This is a genomic window from Pseudomonas sp. R3-41 (genome assembly GCF_054161485.1).
In genome coordinates, this window is record NZ_CP096421.1 from 3,333,002 (window position 1) to 3,350,748 (window position 17,747).

14 protein-coding genes and 2 pseudogenes are annotated in these 17,747 nt (G+C 62.2%); 8 read left to right on the forward strand and 8 right to left on the reverse strand.

Translation table 11 applies throughout. The features are described 5' to 3' along the window. Positions 1-156 precede the first annotated feature (156 nt). The 5 genes from M1D99_RS14885 to M1D99_RS14905 all read right to left on the reverse strand — a co-directional run bounded on the left by M1D99_RS14885 (position 157) and on the right by M1D99_RS14905 (position 5,287). On the reverse strand, positions 157-1,068 hold the full coding sequence (locus M1D99_RS14885) for a LysR substrate-binding domain-containing protein (RefSeq protein WP_186705812.1): 912 nt from the start codon (positions 1,066-1,068) through the stop codon (positions 157-159). Positions 1,069-1,279: 211 nt separating this feature from the next. After that, positions 1,280-2,482 carry an NAD(P)/FAD-dependent oxidoreductase gene (locus M1D99_RS14890; protein ID WP_434576183.1) on the reverse strand — a complete coding sequence of 401 codons (1,203 nt, stop codon included), beginning with the start codon at positions 2,480-2,482 and terminating at the stop codon, positions 1,280-1,282. Positions 2,483-2,718: 236 nt separating this feature from the next. Then, complete coding sequence (locus tag M1D99_RS14895) at positions 2,719-3,093, reverse strand: response regulator transcription factor (RefSeq protein ID WP_186705814.1); 375 nt, start codon at positions 3,091-3,093, stop codon at positions 2,719-2,721. 101 nt (positions 3,094-3,194) lie between these two features. Next, complete coding sequence (locus M1D99_RS14900; RefSeq protein WP_434576185.1) at positions 3,195-3,839, reverse strand: response regulator transcription factor; 645 nt, start codon at positions 3,837-3,839, stop codon at positions 3,195-3,197. Next, positions 3,836-5,287 (reverse strand): sensor histidine kinase, encoded by a 1,452-nt coding sequence (locus M1D99_RS14905; RefSeq protein ID WP_458132142.1) that lies wholly within the window; start codon positions 5,285-5,287, stop codon positions 3,836-3,838. Before M1D99_RS14905 ends, M1D99_RS14900 begins: the two co-directional genes overlap by 4 nt. Positions 5,288-5,965: 678 nt before the next feature. On the opposite strand from M1D99_RS14905, the gene M1D99_RS14910 reads away from it, so the two are divergent. Next, positions 5,966-6,907, forward strand: a complete 942-nt coding sequence (locus M1D99_RS14910; protein WP_434576187.1) for a LysR family transcriptional regulator — start codon at positions 5,966-5,968, stop codon at positions 6,905-6,907. Positions 6,908-6,932: 25 nt separating this feature from the next. On the opposite strand, the gene M1D99_RS14915 is transcribed toward M1D99_RS14910, so the two are convergent. Then, the gene (locus tag M1D99_RS14915; RefSeq protein WP_434576473.1) at positions 6,933-7,943 is read right to left on the reverse strand and encodes a GlxA family transcriptional regulator; all 1,011 of its coding nucleotides are present in this window, start codon (positions 7,941-7,943) and stop codon (positions 6,933-6,935) included. 150 nt (positions 7,944-8,093) lie between these two features. Between M1D99_RS14915 and M1D99_RS14920 the strand changes: the two genes are divergently transcribed. The 4 genes from M1D99_RS14920 (at position 8,094) to M1D99_RS14935 (ending at position 12,833) form a co-directional block, all read left to right on the forward strand. Next, complete coding sequence (locus M1D99_RS14920) at positions 8,094-9,086, forward strand: helix-turn-helix domain-containing protein (RefSeq protein WP_186729295.1); 993 nt, start codon at positions 8,094-8,096, stop codon at positions 9,084-9,086. Between the two features lie 70 nt (positions 9,087-9,156). Then, a complete protein-coding gene (locus tag M1D99_RS14925; RefSeq protein ID WP_186705817.1) occupies positions 9,157-10,089 on the forward strand; it encodes a SphA family protein in 933 nt (310 codons plus the stop codon). Positions 10,090-10,101: 12 nt separating this feature from the next. Beyond that, positions 10,102-11,358 (forward strand): MFS transporter, encoded by a 1,257-nt coding sequence (locus M1D99_RS14930; RefSeq protein WP_434576189.1) that lies wholly within the window; start codon positions 10,102-10,104, stop codon positions 11,356-11,358. Between the two features lie 17 nt (positions 11,359-11,375). Continuing rightward, the gene (locus M1D99_RS14935; protein ID WP_434576191.1) at positions 11,376-12,833 is read left to right on the forward strand and encodes an amidase; all 1,458 of its coding nucleotides are present in this window, start codon (positions 11,376-11,378) and stop codon (positions 12,831-12,833) included. Between the two features lie 190 nt (positions 12,834-13,023). On the opposite strand, the gene gstA is transcribed toward M1D99_RS14935, so the two are convergent. Beyond that, a complete protein-coding gene (gene gstA, locus M1D99_RS14940) occupies positions 13,024-13,623 on the reverse strand; it encodes a glutathione transferase GstA (protein WP_458132083.1) in 600 nt (199 codons plus the stop codon). 113 nt (positions 13,624-13,736) lie between these two features. On the opposite strand from gstA, the gene M1D99_RS14945 reads away from it, so the two are divergent. The 3 genes and pseudogenes from M1D99_RS14945 to M1D99_RS14955 form a co-directional block, all read left to right on the forward strand. Then, the gene (locus M1D99_RS14945; RefSeq protein ID WP_434576195.1) at positions 13,737-14,642 is read left to right on the forward strand and encodes a transcriptional regulator GcvA; all 906 of its coding nucleotides are present in this window, start codon (positions 13,737-13,739) and stop codon (positions 14,640-14,642) included. 174 nt (positions 14,643-14,816) lie between these two features. Beyond that, positions 14,817-15,494: pseudogene (locus tag M1D99_RS14950) on the forward strand (PAS domain-containing protein); the annotation flags it as partial. Positions 15,495-15,608: 114 nt separating this feature from the next. Further along, positions 15,609-16,082, forward strand: a pseudogene (locus M1D99_RS14955) (methyl-accepting chemotaxis protein); the annotation flags it as partial. Here M1D99_RS14955 and M1D99_RS14960 read toward each other — a convergent pair. Next, positions 16,063-17,712: an ATP-binding response regulator gene (locus M1D99_RS14960; protein WP_458132084.1), complete on the reverse strand. Its 1,650-nt coding sequence runs from the start codon at positions 17,710-17,712 to the stop codon at positions 16,063-16,065. The pseudogene M1D99_RS14955 and the gene M1D99_RS14960 sit on opposite strands and share 20 nt — an antisense overlap. Between the last annotated feature and the right edge of the window lie 35 nt (positions 17,713-17,747).

Sequence of the window (17,747 nt, forward strand, 5' to 3'; positions counted from 1 at the left end):
GAGCTTGCTCCCGCTGGGCTGCGCAGCAGCCCCAACGCGTTCACCGCGGTGTGCCAGGTTGATTGGGTCAGCTTGTTTTGGGGGCGCTTCGCAGCCCAGCGGGAGCAAGCTCCCTCGCCACAAGGATTAATGTCTGGCGGGGTGGTGGCATGGGCATCAGGCCAGCCATTGCTTGAACTGTTCTTTGCAGTAATCCACGAACAGTTGGGCCGGTTTGGTCAGGTGGGCGCGCTTGAGCCAGCCGGCCACCAGCGCCGAACCGGTCACGTCCTCGGCGATGTCGACGCACACCAGGTGCTGCCCGTCGTAGGTGCAGGTGGAGTGCGGGCGGGTCACCAGTACGGCGAAGCCGAAGGACTGGCCGACCATGCCTCGGACCATCTCGATGGACGGCGAGCTGAACACAATGTTGGGCGTCAGGCCCAGCTCTTCGAAGATGCTCACGAAGTAGGTGCGACTGGGCTGTACGTCCAGCAGGATCATCGGTTCGAGGGCCAGGTCACGCAGCGACACCTGGGCCTGATCGGCGAAGCGATGGCCCGCCGGCAACAGCGCATAGGGGCGTTGCGGTGCCGTCAGTGCTTCGGTCTCGATGGTGCTGTCGAGGTCGTGTTCATAGAAGATCGCCAGGTCGAAACGCCCCCCCGTCAGGCCTTGTACCAGCTCCTGTTGTTCGCCATCCTGTACGCGAATTTCCACCCCGGGAAAGCGCTCGCGGAAACCGGCGATCAGCCGCGGCAGGTAGAGCGGGGCGACGGTTTCGAAGCAGCCGATGTCGATCTGCCCGCTGACCACGTCGTTGTCGGCCAGCGCGTTCTGCTCGAACTCCCGGGCCATGCGCAACAGCTCCTGGGCCTTGCGGTAGAAACGCGCGCCACCGGGCGTCAACGATACGCCCTGGGCGTGATGACGAATGAGCAGTTGCACGCCGAAACTGTCTTCCAAGCCCTTGATGGCGGTGGCGATCGACGGTTGGGCGATGTACAGCTTGCGGGACGCTTCAGCGACGCTGCCACATTCGACGGTGGTGACGAAGTACTTCAGCTGACGCAAGGAATAGGACGCCACGGCACACCTCGATCCGGATGATTTCTGCCTACCTTACCTTGTGCACAAGGCGTAAGGGGCGGGCATTGCTACGGATTTTGCTGGGCAGTGACGATATTCAACCTGGCTTGGGGACGTGCGCCTAAAAAAAACGCCTGCCCAAGTATCGTTGGCAGGCGTCCGGGAAAGACCGGCGCAGAAAGGAGGGACTGGCCGGGGTCGGATACGGGGCTCAGGCCACCGGAATCGATGGGTCGGCCGCGGCCAGGGCGGCCGCGCGATCAGCCGCCGGCGGATAGATCCACACGGTGTTGATCTGGGTCTTGAGCTCCTTGGCTTCTTGCCCGACCAATTTGAGTTGGCGATCCCAGCCTTCGGTATACACCGCGCCCCAGGCACCGAGGTCCAGGCAGGTCACGTACTTGGGTTGGCTGTAGGCTATCGGCGCGACGCCCAGCAAGTCGGCCGCGACGTTATTGCCGGCATAGCGGCCCAGGGCGATGGCGTGCTGGCAGGACATCGCGGCGTAGTTGCCCAGGGTGTCGGTGGCGGCGTAGGCCACGTCACCGGTGGCAAATATGTCGTTCTGGCCCAGGACTTTCAGGTTGGCATCGACGTGCAGGCGACCCTGGCGATCACGGGTGCCGGGAACCTGCTGGGTCAGCGGACTGGCGCGGAACCCCACGGTCCAGATCACGGTATGGGACTCGATACGCTGGCCGCTCGACAGGGTAACGCCACCGGCATCCACCGACTCGACCGAGGCGTTGAGGACCCATTCGATACCCAGGTGCTCGGACGCTTCGACAATGGACGGACGAATACCGTCGCCCAACGCTGCGCCGATCTGCGGTCCGCGATCCACCACGATGACACGGATGTCCGCGTCCTCGCCGAGGACAGCGCGCAGGCGTGCGGGCATTTCGGTGGCGGTTTCGATCCCGGTAAAGCCGCCGCCAGCCACCACCACCGTGTTGCGGGCCGGGCTGTCTGGCAGATTTTTCAAGGATTTGAGGTGGGCCTCGAGACGGGTGGCCTGTTCGATTTCATCAACGTCGAAGGCGTGCTCGATCATGCCTTCGAGGTCAGGGCGAACCAGTTGGCTGCCCGCCGCGAGCACCAGGCGGTCGTAGCCCAGGGTGCCCTGGGTGCCGAACACATCCACGTAGCCAACCCGCTTATTGTCGACATCGATACTGCTCGCCGAGCCTTGGACGAATTTCACGCCCACCGCGTCGAACAGGTCACCCAGCGGTGCGGCCATGGTATGGACGTCTGGCTCGTAGAAGCGAGGTCGGATGCGCAGTTCAGCCTGGGGGGCCAGGACGCTGATCTGCACGTCATTGCGATCGTGTTGGTCCAGTAGGCGGGCGGCGCTCAATGCGCTCCAGACTCCGCCGAAACCTGCGCCAACAACCAGAATATGTTGTTTCATGATGAGCTCCCGAAGACAAAATCGATACGTTGATTTGTTTAACTGTTTCAGCGTGACCGTGTCGCGAACTACTCCAAAAATGCCGGGCTTCAATGAATTGATATCGAGCACATTCAGTTTCGGTTCGCTGTGGGAAAGCTTATTGGCAGGACCTGTGTTTAACACTTCTACATAAGGTCATCGGGGCTATGCCTGGGTAGGGGTGATCTATACGAAGGTATGAAGGGGCGCAGTGGTCAAGCAGACCGGGTGAGTACCGACTCGATGCAGGCGATCAACTCAGCGCAGTCAAAGGGTTTCGGGAAAAATGCCACTGGCTTGGGTGCAGCAACGCTGACACGAGGGGGGACGCCGGGATATCCAGTGATGAAGATGATCGGGATAAGAATGCCCAGGGTCGCCAATCGATCGTACATTTGAATACCGGTCATGCCGGGCATTTGAACATCCGATATCAGGCACGCCGTGCTTTCAAGTTCACCAAAAGATAGAAAATCCAAGGCGCTGGCGTATGTTTTAACTTGGTAACCATGGGAACGTAACAAGCCATCCAATGCAATTCGAACTGACTCATCGTCATCAATGATTGAAATAATTGCCGTGTTGGACATGTCGATACCTGGAGGTGATATCAGGTAGCCATAAAGGCGCCCGTGTCACTGCAAGATACGCCGTCCGATGGTTCCGCCAAGTATACGTGGGTATGAACTTTCTAATGCTTGCCGCGCAGTTCCAACACCTGGGCCATGCGCACCAGATCGGCGAACGAGCGCGCGCACATCTTGCGCATGGCCTGGCCGCGGTGAATTTTTACGGTGATTTCACTCAAGCCCAGTTCCCCGGCGATCTGCTTGTTCATCAGGCCCGACACCGCCAGCGCCATGACCTGCTGTTCCCGGGGCGTCAAGGTGGCGTGACGGTCAAGCACTTGCCGATGGCCGCGTTCGGACTCGCGCCGCTGGCGGTCCTGGTGATGGGCGGCGGTCACGGCGTCGATCAGGTCTTGTTCGCGGAACGGTTTGGCGAGGAAGTCCACGGCACCGGCTTTCATCGCCCGCACGGTCATGGCGATGTCACCGTGACCGGTCATGAACACGATCGGCAATAGAACATTGGCGGCGGCCAGCTGCCGTTGGCAATCCAGGCCGCTGGTACCTTGCAGCCGGACATCCAGCACCAGGCAACTGGGCACGTCTGGCCTGGGATGGCCCATGAACTGCGCGACCGAACCGAACAGATGGACCTGCAGGCCGATGGAGCGCAGCAGGCTACCAAGGGATTGGCGCAGCGGTGCGTCGTCGTCAACGATATAGACGATGGGGCCGTTGTCGATGACCGGGCTCGTTATGGCGTTCATTGGCTGCTTGCCGACAGAGCGGTGCAAGTGAGCCGTGGCAGCGCGAACCTGAACGAGGTGCCTTGGTCGGCCTCGCTGGTCGCCCAGATCCTGCCGTCATGGAAGTCGATGATGGAGCGGCAGATGGAGAGGCCCATCCCCAGGCCGTTTTCCTTGGTGGTAAAAAACGCATTGAACAATGACGGCAGGACCTCGGGCGCGATGCCGGTTCCGTGGTCGGTCACCTCCAGCAGCACTTCGTCATTCTCCGTCCAGGTGCGTATGTGCAGAGTTCGTTCGTGGACCTTGACCCCATCCATGGCGTGGCAGGCATTGATGATCAGGTTGATGATCACTTGCTGCAGTTGTACCCGGTCCGCGCTGATCCGGCCATCGGGCGCTGCCAGGTCCACCTTCGTCCGGACTTTATGATGCGCCATTTGCTGCTGGACCAGGTTCAGCGTCTCGCGAACGATGTCGTCCAGTCTCTCGGGTTGGCGCAACGGATCGCACTTGCGCGACAGCGCCCTGATACCGCTGATGACCTCGCTGGCGCGACAGCCGTTGGCGACGATCCGATCGAGACAATCCAAGGCTTCCCCAAGATCCGGCTCGGGACGTTCGAGCCACCGGCGGCAGGCCTCGCCGCTGCTGGTGATGGCCGTCAGCGGCTGGTTGACCTCGTGGGCAATGGACGCGGCCATTTCCCCCAGGGAGGTCAAGCGCGTGACGTGGGCCAGTTGGCTCTGGGCGCGGAACAGCGCTTCTTCGGCCTGCTTGCTGGCCGTCACGTCCATGAGTGCGCCGAGGTACTGGCATCGGCCGTGCTGGAGCAACAGGGGGCTGGCGATCATGTGGATGTGCTTGATGCGTCCATCCGGCATCAGCAGGCGTAGCTTGACCTCGATCTGCGGTTCGCCAGCGGCGGCCTGTAGGAAAACCCCACGAGCCAACTCCAGGTCTTCAGGGTGGGTGCGCTCGAGCATCATCGACACTGTCGGTGTCTTGTTGGGCGGGTACTCGAAGATCCTTGCCGACTCTAGCGACCAGGACAGCGCTTGCCGATCACCGCGAAAGCCCACGCTGCCGGTCTGGCTCAGGCGCTGGGCGCCGATCAGGTAGGCCTCGTTGTGCCGTAGATTGTCGCAAGCCCGCTTGCTGCGCAGGGCCAGGAAGGCGATCGCCGACAATGCAGTCAGGCAGCGGAAGAAGCCGGTGGTCGATTCCCAGCGGTGATAGCCGCCGTTGTACAAGAACATCGCGGTGAGCAGGCCCATGCACATCAGCGCGACGGTGATCACCAGGTTGATGGAAAACAGGTTGGCTGCCATTAACAACAAGGTGATGTACAGCAGGGTCGGGGCCAGGTCGGAATGGGTTTCGGAATTGATGATGAAAATCCCGCAGGCCACCACCAGGCCCACCGCCCAGCCCAGGGCATTGACCAGTGGGTGGGTGCTGATGCCCATCGACGGCCGAGACCCACCCTGGCTTGGCGTGTATCGCAGGCTGTCATAGACATGCTTGAGCATCGCGGAGGGTAGGGGCACGCTGGCAGACCTTCTGTTATTACATGGTCTCGCTCTGGGATGTCGGGGGCAGAGCATCGGTTCGTATCTTACGAAGCGCCGCTTTGCTTGAGGTAGGACATAAAACCCTGAAATCCCGCCAGGCCGTGACAAAGAGGGGGCCGCTGCGCGGCCCAGCGGGAGCAAGCTCCCTCGCCACAAAGTGCACTGTTCGCCACAGGTCGGGGGCGCAAATAATGGGATTTGAACAGTCCACGCCATCGGCCAACAAAACACAAACCTGTGGCGAGGGAGCTTGCTCCCGCTGGGGTGCGAAGCACCCCCAATCCAAGCGGACTGGATCAACCTGGCACACCGCGTTGACAGTGTTGGGGCTGCTGCGCAGCCCAGCGGGAGCAAGCTCCCTCGCCACAAAGGCAGGGGGCGTCCGGCGTGGGTGTATACCGAAGTATCAATGACGTGGCCCAAAGGGTGAGACGAGTGTCCCCACGTACAACAGACCGGGTGCGCCGCGGGGATTACGCTTTCAACACCTCGTCGCCGCAGGCCTTGATGGAGGACGCAGGCGATGAACGTGTCCACTCCTGACTCAATGGCCTGGTGCCTGGGGCGACGACTATGATGAACAGAAATGACCTGCGTCGTGCTGACATCAACCTGCTGGTGGTCTTCGAAACCATGATGCACGAGCGAAACGTGACCCGCGTCAGCGAAAAGCTGTTTCTCGGTCAGCCAACGATCAGCAGCGCCCTGGCGCGGCTGCGGTTGATGTTCGATGACCCCTTGTTCATCCGTTCCGGACGGTTGATGGAGCCGACCTCCCGGGCGCGGGAAATCTTCTCCAATCTGTCACCGGCCCTGGACGGCATCGCCGCTGCCTTGAGCCGTTGCCAGGCATTCGAGCCGGCCACCAGCGAGGCGACCTTCCATGTCGGCCTTTGCGATGACGTCGAGTACGCGTTGCTGCCGGAGCTGTTGCGCCGCCTGCGGGTCGAGGCACCTGGCACCACCTTGGTGGTGCGCCGGGCCGATCAATGGCAGGTATCCCAACTGTTGGCCAGCGGCGAGATTTCCCTGGGCATCAGCCCAACCCTGGAACTGCCGGCCAATGCCCGGCGCAAGACACTGCGGCCAATTCGGCCGATGCTGTTACGCGCCGACTCGCAGCCCGGCGAACTGACCTTGGACGAATTCTGCCGTCGGCCCCATGCCGTCGTGTCGTCCATGGGCAATGTCATCGATGATTCGGACCGCGCGTTATGCCTGATGGGCCGCCAGCGCCGGGTGGTCTTGACCGTGCCGCAGTTCAGCGCCTTGCCCATGCTGTTGGCCGAGAGCGATATGATCGCCATCGTGCCGGATTACGTTGCCCACGCCATGGCTGTGACGACCGGCATGCGCGCGCAAGCGGCCCCGATCTGCTTGCCCCAGCACGCGCTTTCCATGGTCTGGCGCGGCGCCTCGCACAATGATCCGGGGGAGCGTTGGTTGCGTTCCCGTTGCAGCGCGCTCCTGGCCGAGCAGGGCGAGTCGCAGGAGGGATCCAGGCAAGTGGCCTGACAGGACGACGCCGCAGGGCTCGCGCTCAGCGGGAAAACCGGTTGCGATACTCCCGGGGCGAAATCGACAGGTGGCGCTGGAAGGTGTGGCGCATTCGTTCCTCGTCCCCGAAGCCGCAGGCGCAGGCAATCTGGTCGATGTTTCGCTGGGAGTCTTCGAGCATTCGACGCGCGGCTTCAAGGCGGAACATTTCCACGGCTTTGGCCGGGGTTCGCCCGGTGTGGCGTTTGTAGACCCGGGCAAAATTGCGTGGGCTCATCCTGGCTTGGCGGGCCAACCGCTCGACGGTGAGGTCATTGTCGTCCAGGTGTTCGGAGATCCAGACGTGCAACTCGTCGAACCCGGCGCTCTCCTGCATCTGCAATTGCAACAGTTGGCTGAACTGCGCCTGCCCGCCGGGGCGCTTGAGAAACACCACCAGCTCACGGGCCACCTGCAAGGCCACGTCGCGACCGCAGTCGGCTTCGACCAATGCCAGGGCCATGTCGATGCCGGCGCTGACCCCGGCCGAGGTCCACACGTTGCCCTGCTGGATGAAGATCGCATCGAGGTCCACCTCGATCGACGGGAACCCACTCTTGAGCATCTCGCACATGGCCCAATGGGTGGCGGCCCGGCGTCCGTCCAACAACCCGGCCTGGGCCATGAGGAAGGTGCCACTGCACACCGATGCGGTGCGCCTGGCCTGGGCCGAAGCATCGCGCAGCCATTGCACCAGGTCGACACAGTCGATCATTGCCTGCCGTATGTCCGGTGCACCGGGGACGATCAGGGTGTCGATGAGCGTCCCATCAAGTTCATGCAGGGCACGGGTAGCCACGACCAGGCCCTCGGCGCTTTGCATCAACCCGCCTGCCAGGCTGGCGGTGTGCATGGCGTAGCCGGGCAGGCCGCGTTCGGTCATGGCTTTGGTGGCGGCCCAGAACACGGTCTGGGCGCCGGTCAGGTCCAGCAGGCCCATCTGCGGGTAGGCGAGGAATACCAAAGTGCGCGGTTGGCAAATGGACTCGGCGACGATGCCGATATCCAGGGTCATTTCGTTCATGATCGCTTCGCGCTGGATTTTTGTCAGGAGAGGTGAAGGAGTCTATCCGTTTTCGGCACAATTGAACGAGTGGCCTGCCAGGCGGAATGGAACTTGCCTGGGTTTGATCCATAAGCCCTGGAATCATCAAAGGTCGGGTCAATGAACAATGACAACATGGCGCAGCCCGTGGTCTCGTCGGATGGGTTGCCGATGCTGCCGATCAATCGGTTTCGCACCACGGACATCGACGAGCACGCCCGGAACATGGGCGGTTGGCAGGTTTGCTATGACCAGTTGACCCCCGGGCGCTTCGACGGTGAATTGATCGAGTTCCGCTCGGAGTGGATGCAGCTGGTGCGCGACCGCTCTAACCAGGCCCTGACCAAGCAAGGCATGGCCTGGGAGGGGTCCATCACTTTCAGCGTGCCGCTGAGTGCGGACGGGCCGGTCTTTTGCTCCGGGCACCCGATTGTCGAGTCCAGCCTGTTGGTTGCCCGTGGCCATAACCTGCCTGAGCTGCGCACGCCTCAACATCTGGACCTGCTCGGTGTCGCCATCGACGAGCAGGCGTTGGAGCATGTGCTGGAACGACAGGGCAGTCGCTTTCGAATTACCGATCTTCCCAAGTGTTACCGTCTCGGCAACTCGACGTTGCCCGCCGAGCTTACGGCGTTGTTCGATGAGCTTGAAGGCGGCGAGCAGGGGCGTGACTCGTTACTGGGTTACGAGTCGATCCGCCGTGGCCTGCGTGACACGGTGATGCTGCACATACTGGAACTGGTGGCACCGGATGAGGCGCCGCCGCTCAACCCCACGGCGCGCAAGCGCATGGTCGACCGCGCTCGGGAATATGCCTTGACCCATGTCGATGAGCCGCTGTCGATCCTCGACCTGTGCAACCACATCGGTGCCAGCCGGCGAAAACTGCAGTATTGCTTCCAGGAGACGCTGGGCATCAACCCCGTGGCCTATTTGCGGGCGTTGCGCCTCAATGCCGTGCGTCGTGAACTGCGCAGCGGCGGCCATGCCCAAGGTGTACAGGAGGTGGCGGCACGGTGGGGCTTCTGGCATTTGAGCCGGTTTTCCAGCGACTATCGAGTGCTGTTCGGCGAGACACCTTCACAAACCCTGCGTCGCACGCATCTGTGCTGAAAACGGATAACGGCTGACTGGCCGGCTCCCTAGGATGACCCCTACACCACATGGTCGGGAGGGGCATTCGATGAATCAGAAGAATAAAACCAACGTCTTGCGCTGTACTGGGTTAACCCTGGGATTGATCGCTGTCTGTAGCGCTGCCCATGGCACCGAAAACGGTGCGCCGACCACGGCGTTCGGGGTCTACGACTTCGGCGCGGGGATGATGCCGCCGGCCACGCCCTTTGGCACCGTCGGCCTGCGCACCGCGTTCTACTCGGCCAACGTGCAGAAGGATCGTCACGGTAAGTCCGTGGACAACAATTTGTCCCTGGATATCTTGTCCCTCGGCGTCGCCTACATGCACATGACCGATTACACCGTGCTGGGCGCCAAGTACGGCTTCGGCGCCGTCGTGCCGTTCTTCCAGATGGACGCCTCGGTACGGGTGCAGACACCCATCGGCCCGCTGGACCTGGAAGCCGATCCGTTCCGCATGGCCGATATACAGGTGCTGCCGGTGATCCTGCAGTGGACCTTGTCGCCGAACCTGTTCGTCAACGCCCAGTTCCAGATCCAGGCCCCCACGGGCGACTACGACAAGGATCGCTTGATCTCACCGGGTCTCAACCACTGGACCTTCTCACCGATCCTCAACGCCACGTACATCTCCGACAGCGGTTTCGAGGTGTCTTCGAGCTTCGAAGCCGACATCAATACGCGCAACCACGCCACCGACTACAAGAATGGCGTCGAGTACCGTCACGAATTCGCCGTGGGCCAACACGTCGGCCCATGGACCGTCGGCGTGGGCGGTTTTTACTACCGGCAATTCACCGACGACGATGCGCCGGGCCTGGAAGCGGGCAATCGCGCCCGGGTGTTGGCGGTCGGGCCGGCGGTTAGCTACTTCAAGCCCGGCATACCCCCGGTGTGGCTGCACGTCTACAAGGAGCTCGATGCGCGAAACCGCGCCGAGGGCTACACCACGGCGCTGCGTATTTCTCACAGTTTCTAAAAGAGGCTCGCCATGAACCAGTCAAATTCCGTTTCACCGGCGGCCACTCCGTCGCGCCAGGCCGGTTGGCGCGAAGGCGGGGTGCTGATGCTGGGCAGCAGCCTGACGATCATGGGCGCGGTGATGGTCACGCCCATCCTGCCCAGGTTGGGCGCCGAATTCGGCCCCTTGGAACCGCGGGCCGATCTGCTGGTGCCGTTGGCGATCACCGGCCCGGCCCTGGCGATTGCCGTGTGCGCGCCTTTGGCGGGCTGGTTGGCCGACCGGGTCGGGCGCAAGGCCTTGCTGGTGATTGCCACGGTGCTCTACGCCTTGCTCGGCGCGTTGCCGGCCATGCTCGAGAGCCTGCCTTCGATTGTGGGCGCGCGGCTGTTGTTCGGCTGCACGGAGGCGGCGGTGATGACCTGCTGCGCGACGCTGATCGCCGACTATTGGCAGGGTGAGGAGCGGCTGCGCTACGTCAATCGCCAGGTGGTGACCATCGGCCTGGTGGGCGCGCTGTTTTTCGTGGTGGGCGGTGTGCTCGGCGAGCATTCGTGGCGCGCGCCGTTCCTGCTGTATCTGCTGCCGTTGCTGCTGGTGCCGGCGATGCTGAAAGTGCTCTGGGAACCGCCGGTGGCGAAGCCACAACTGACCGAGCCGCGCGTCGACGCGTCGGGGCCGGCCAAGGTTGCCGTGCTGCCACTGCTGGCCGGCTACCTGATGATCCTGGGCGGCATGGTCCTGACGTTCGTCATGCCGATCCAGGCGCCGACGCTGTTGGTCAGCCTGGGCATCACCTCCAGCACCATGATCGGCCTGGCCGCGGGACTGAGCCTGCTGGCGACCTTGGGCGGTTCACTGATGTGGCCGTTGCTGCGCCGGCGTTTCGGCATTGCCGGTTGCAACGCGCTGCTGCTCGGCCTGATGGGGTTGGGGCTGTGGCTGCTGATGCGCGGGCAAAGCTACAACGACGTGCTGGTGGCGGTGTTCGTCCAGGGCCTGGGGGCGGGGTTGCTGGTGCCCAACGTGATGGCGCCGGTGATGAATGCCTTGACCGCCAGCACCCGCGGCCGGGGCATGGGCGGGTTTACCTCGTGCCTGTACATCGGCCAATTCGTCAGTCCGCTGGTGGTGGCCTTGGTAATTGTCTTCGCCGGCGACCTGCGTCATGCCATCCAGTGGCTGGCCCTGAGCAGTTTTGCCTTGGCGCTGCTCTGGGTCGTTGTCGGCCTGCGGAGAAGGGCTCAGGGACAAGCAAGCACCGTCGGCTCACATCAATCGTCGTGACATAAGGAACCTGAAACATGGGTATGCAAGACATTCACCAAATGATGGACAGTGAAGATGCCACGGCGCTGGCCGAGTGGGTCAGGCGTGGCGAAGTCCAGCCCGGCGAACTGCTGGAAACCGCCATCGAGCGCCTGGAACGGGTCGAGCCACAGCTTAATGCGGTGGCCGAGCGCTTGTACGATTCGGCCCGGCAGGCGGCGCGCACGCCACAGGTTGGCCAAGGCCTGCTGGCCGGTGTGCCGACCTTGATCAAGGATCTGTTCTCGCCGGTGCTTGGCGCGGCGATGACCAACGGTTCGCGCGCGCTGGGCGACTGTCGGGCGGATTTCGAATCGGAAGTCGTGACGCGTCTGCGCCGTGCCGGATGCCAGGTGATGGGCACCAGCACCTCGCCTGAGTTCGGCACGTCGTATTCCACCGAGTCCGCGCGCTTCGGTGCCACCCGCAACCCCTGGAGCCACGCACACAGTGCCGGTGGCTCCAGCGGCGGCGCTGCCGCGTTGGTGGCGGCCCGCGTGGTGCCGTTCGCCCATGGCAACGACGGCGGCGGTTCATTGCGCGTGCCGGCGTCCTGTTGTGGTGTGTTCGGGTTCAAGCCCAGCCGTGGCCTGATGCCGTCGGGGCCGGTAATGGGCGAGGGCTGGGCGGGGATGGGCACGCCGCATGCGATCACGCTGTCAGTACGCGACAGTGCGGCACTGCTGGATGCCACCGCCGGGATGGACCTGGGCGCGCCCTATGCCGCGCCGGTCCAGGCGTTGCCCTATGTGATGGCGGTGCAGGCGGATCCCAAGCCGCTGCGCATCGCCCTGGTCGAGCAGCTCGGGCCTTGGCCTACGTCACCACAGAGCCTTCAGGCAGTGGGCGAGGCGGCCCGGTTGTGCGAGGTGCTGGGGCATCGTGTCGAACCGGTGAGCCTGCCGGTGGGGTTGCTGGAGTTTTTCGACCATGTGTTCACCATCATTGGCGCGAGCTCTCGTCACTATGTCGATCTGCTGGGCCAGATGCGCGGGTTTGCCGTGCAGGCGGAAGAGCTGGAGGTGCGTACCCGGATCATCTTGCGGGACAAGGGCAACGTCAGCGGCGCCCAATATGCCGCGGCGGTGGGATGGATTCATGCCCTCGGCCGGCAGTTGGCGGTATTCATGCAGGATTACGACGTGATCCTGAGCCCGGTGCTGACCCGCGAGCCGGTGCGGATTGGCGAGCTGGACCTGCAGGATGTGTGCATGAGCCTGGACCAACTGATCGAGCGCTACCACAGTTATTCGCCATTCACTGCACTGTTCAATGCCAGCGGCCAACCGGCGATGTCGGTGCCCTTGTCCTGGAACGCCAATGGCTTGCCGATGGGCGCGCATTTTGCCGGGCGCTTTGGTGAAGAAAACACCTTGCTGGCCCTGGCCGCCCAACTGGAACGCGCCCAACCCTGGCGCGGCCGAGTGCCGCCGGTCAACGCCTGCCGGCGGTGAAACGGTGGGAGTGGGCTTGCTTGCTATGGCGTTGGGGCAGTGGGCTCATCATTGACTGACCCTCCGCTATCGCGAGCAAGCTCAGCTCCCACAGTGGTTCCGAGGCGTTCAAGAAATCGGAATCCACCGCCGACCCTTGTGGGAGCGAGCCTGCTCGCGATAGCGTTGGGTCAGTTTGCACTGGGATGGATTATGCCGCTTCTGCCGCCATCGCCGCCCGGACGCTGGGACGTGCCGCGATTCGGGCCATGAACGACGCCAGTACCGGCCAGTCGCCGATCGCGATGTTGAACAACGGCAACCAAGTCAAAACGGTGAATAGATACGCGTCGGCCAGGCCGAAGCGGCCCATCAGGTAATCCTGTTGCTCAAGGGCCTGGCTGAGGTAGTCCAGGCGCTTGAACAGTCTTGCCTTGAAGATTGCCTTGGTTGACTCGGCGATATCGGCATTGAACAGCGGGGCACAGCCGCTGTGGGTCTCGGTGCTGATGAAGTTCAACCATTCCTGCAGACGAACTCGCTCCCAAGTGCCATTGGCCGGCGCAAGTGTATTTCCGGGGACCCGATCGGCCAGATACTGGACGATGGCGGGCCCCTCGGTCAGGACCTCACCGTTATCCAGCACCAAGGCGGCCACGTAACCCTTGGGGTTGATGCCAAGGAAGTCGCGGCCGTCGGCGGTGCGCTTGGTCTTGTTGTCGACCCGGATCAATTCAAAGGGCAAGCCCAATTCCCGCAACACGATGTGCGGGGACAACGAGCAGGTCAGGGGCGCGAAGTACAGTTCCATGGTTTCCTCAAGAATGGGGGATATGCCGGCAGAATCCGTGAAGACCGGAACATTTTCAAAGGACATCTTCAGTGCTAGCGTATGACAAAATCTCATGAGTACGTCCCCTCGCCATGGCCGACAGAATCCCATCCTTGAACGGCCTGAAAGCCTTCGAATCGGCAGCTCGACACATGAGCTTTACCAAGGCTGCCGAAGAGCTGAACGTCACCCAGACAGCGATCAGTCATCAAATTCGTCGGCTCGAAGAGGAGCTGGGTGTGCGCTTGTTCTTGCGGCTCAAGGACGGTTTGGCCCTGACAAACGAAGGCCAGGCCTATTTCCCCGGCGTTCGTTCGGCCTTCCATGAGTTGCGCTATTGCACGGAGATGTTGCTGGAGAGCCGCAACAACAGTGTCTTGACGATCAGTACGCTGGTTTCATTTGCCTCCAAATGGCTGCTGCCGCGGCTGGCGTCGTTCCAGCAGGCGTGTCCCACTATCGATGTGCGCGTCACGGCGTCCACTGAACGGGTGGATTTGCGCAAGGGCGGCATCGATGCGGCCATCCGTTACGGTGTCGGCGACTGGAAGGGCGTGCGTGCCGACTGGCTGATGGCCGATGACATCTTCCCGGTGTGCAGCCCCAGGTTGCTGCACGGTCCGACCGCGTTGCGGACCCCGGACGACCTGGCCCAGCACACGTTGTTGCAAATCAGCGGGGTGACCAGCGGCGATTGGAGCGCGTGGCTGAGCGCCGCCGGCCAACCCACAAAACTGGCCGAAGGCAGCCGGCTGACATTCGACCTGGCCATGATGGCCGTACAGGCAGCAGTGGACGGCCTGGGTGTGTGCATCGGTCGCTCAACCTATGTCGAGGATGACCTGAGGGCTGGACGACTGGTAGCCCCCTTTGATCTGCGATTGAGGTCCGACCTGGGCTTCTATTTCGTCACCCCTCATGAACTGGCCGATTCGCCAAAAGTGCAGGCCTTTAGAAGCTGGTTGATGGATTCGGTGGGTTTTGGCGCCGAAACATAATTACGCCGTACCGTTCAGCCCCCAGCCAACCCGCCGATATGAATAGAAGGTCCGGTCACTTTCAGGGTTCACCGAGGGTACGTCATGTTTAATAAAACACTAAAAAACGAACTGACGGCTAGGACGGCCGAATTGACAACCTACAAAGGACTGGTCGGCGCCCTTGAACGGTCGATGGCGGTTATCGAATTCAGTCCAGACGGCAAGGTGCTGCGGGCGAACGAGAACTTTCTGAAAACCATGGGCTACCGTGCGGAGCAAGTGACCAGCCTGTCCCATCGGGATTTCTGCACCCCGGCGCTGGCGGGCAGCGCCGAATACCGTGAATTCTGGAACCAGTTGCGCGCCGGTCAATTCGTGTCCGGCACGTTTCAGCGCCGCAGTGCTTCAGGCCAGAACGTGTGGCTGGAAGCCAGCTATAACCCGGTACTCGATGAACAAGGCCGCGTCGCGAAAGTGGTCAAGTACGCACTCGATGTGACTGTCAAAGTGGCCACTGAGGCCGAAACCCGTGGCCGGCTGGCGGCCCTCGACCGGGCCATGGCGGTGATCGAATTCGACCTGGGCGGCAACATCCTGACCGCCAACGACAACTTCATGAATGTGATGAATTACTCACTGGCTGAGCTCAAGGGCAAGCACCACCGGATGTTTTGTGAACCGAGCCTGGTGGGCAGCTCGGAGTACAGCGATTTCTGGCGTCGTCTTAACGCCGGTGAGTTTTTCAGCGGTCAATTCAAGCGCCTCGGCAAGAACGGCAGAGTCGTCTGGCTGGAAGCCAGCTACAACCCGGTCTACGACGCCGAAGGCAAGTTGTGCAAAATCGCGAAGTTCGCCAGCGACATCACCGAGCGGGTGGAGAAATTCGAAGAGGATTCCCGCGGCGCGTCCCGGGCTTACCACATCTCCGCCGAGACCGAGCGCGTGGCTGAACAGGGCGCTCTGGTGATCCATCAAACCGCCAAGGAAATGCGCGAGATCGCCGACAACATCGGCGCCTCCGCGCGCCTGGTTGGGCAACTGGGAGCGCGTTCGGAAGAGATCACCGCCATCGTCAACACCATTCGCGGCATTGCCGACCAGACCAACCTGCTGGCCCTCAACGCGGCCATCGAGGCGGCCCGAGCCGGCGACCAGGGGAGGGGCTTCGCGGTGGTGGCCGACGAGGTCCGGCAACTGGCCGGGCGCACCAGTCGCTCCACGTCGGAGATTGCCGAAATGATCGGCATGATCCTCTCCGAAACCCGCGATGCCGTCGCGAGCATGAACGTCACCCATGAGGGCGCCTTGCGTGGCGTCACCCTGGCGGACCAGGCTGGATCGGTCATCGTGCAGATCCGGAACGGGACCACCGATGCCCTCGATGCGGTGAGTATGTTTGCGTCCAAGCTCGACGAGTCCGAGGTGATTCCCAAGACGGCTATCGGCTGGGTGGGTTGATGTGAGCTGAGTCCACGCCCTTGCGATCCATGCGCTTGACGAGCTCGAGCAATACCGCTCGCAGCTCCGGCGGCCGCACGGGCTTGGCCAGCACCGAGATGTTCAGGCTGTGCAGCGATTGACGTATCCGCTCGATCTCATGCCCGGTGATGACCAACGCCGGGACTTGCCAGCCGCGCTGCTCGCGTATCGCGGCAATGCACTCGGCGCCCGAGACTTTCGTGCCCAGGTCGAAATCGGCGATGACAATGTCGCCATCGCTGGTCAGTCCCTCGCCGTCGCTGTGGGTTTCAACCTCGCAACCCCATTTTTCCAGAAGTGCCGACGTCGCCATCAGAACGTTGGCGTCGTCCTCTACCAAGCACACCCGTAATCCGTCCAGACGATGCTGGACGGGCGTCACCTTGGGCTCCATGGCCCTTGGCGCCGCCAGCTCCAGGCCGCTGATCGCCACTTGGGTGCCTTGGCCGACCTTGGAGCGGATGTGTATATCGACGTCGAGTATCTGGCTGATGCGCTTGACGATGGACAGGCCCAGGCCAAGGCCCTCGACATCCTTGTCTCGGACATGGCGCACGCGGTAGAACTCCTTGAACACTTCGGGCAAATGTTCGGCGGCGATGCCACGGCCCTTGTCGTAGATCACCACGGCCAGGCGCTTGCCCCGGCGCCGTACGCCAATCAACACCGGCTGGCCAGGCGCGTATTTGAGGGCGTTGGACAGCAGGTTCTGGACCATTGTGGTCAGCATGCCTGGATTGACGTTGACCCAATGAGGGCAGGTGCGCAGGCGCAGTTCGACCCCGGCCCAGCGAGCTGCCTCGGTGTTCTGCTTGACCACTTCTTGCAATAGAGTCCCTAAGTGAATGGTGTCGGCCTGCGGTACGAGCTTGCCGTGGTCCAGGGTGTAGATATCGAGGATCGAACGGAACAACTGCGAGACGGTGTGCAGCGAGCGGTCGATATTGTCCACTAGCCGCAGTTCTTCCATGCCCAGCCTGGCGTCACGCAGGCAGGCGGTGAACAGGCCGATGGAGTGGATCGGTTGGCGCAGGTCGTGGCTGGCCTGGGCGAGGAAGCGCGACTTCTCCTGGTTCGCGGCAATCGCCTCTTCCGAAGCGATACGGGTACGGGTCAGTAGGATATGCGCATAGGCTGGCACCACGATGGTGGTGACGATCAGCATGAGGAACATGTAGGGCTGGGTACGCCAGAAGGGCTGAAGGCAGAAAATCACCACCAGGGTCGCCAGCGCGATAGCGGTTGCCAGCGCCAGGTAGCGCGAGCCGAAACGCATGCCATTACCCAAGGTTACCCAGAGCAGTGCTGCGTAGATCGGCAGTGCAGTTTCACCTCCCAGCACCATGGCGAACGCGATGCCCGTGTAGTCATGCAGCATCGTGAACAGGCGTCGCCAGAAGAAGTGTCCTGCCCAGCGCTTGATGATCATGCGCAGGAACACCGAGACGAAAATGAACGTGCCGATGTAAATAATGATGGGCACGTAGCTGGCGGCGTCTTCTGGATACAGGCCGGCCAGGATGCCGATATACACGAGCGCACAGGCGCTGACGGTCAGGCGTAACGTGGCCTGGTCGAGTTCACTGTTCTTTTCCACCGGCTTTGGCATCTCATGACTTTTGATGCCTCCAAGCGTAGCTGCTA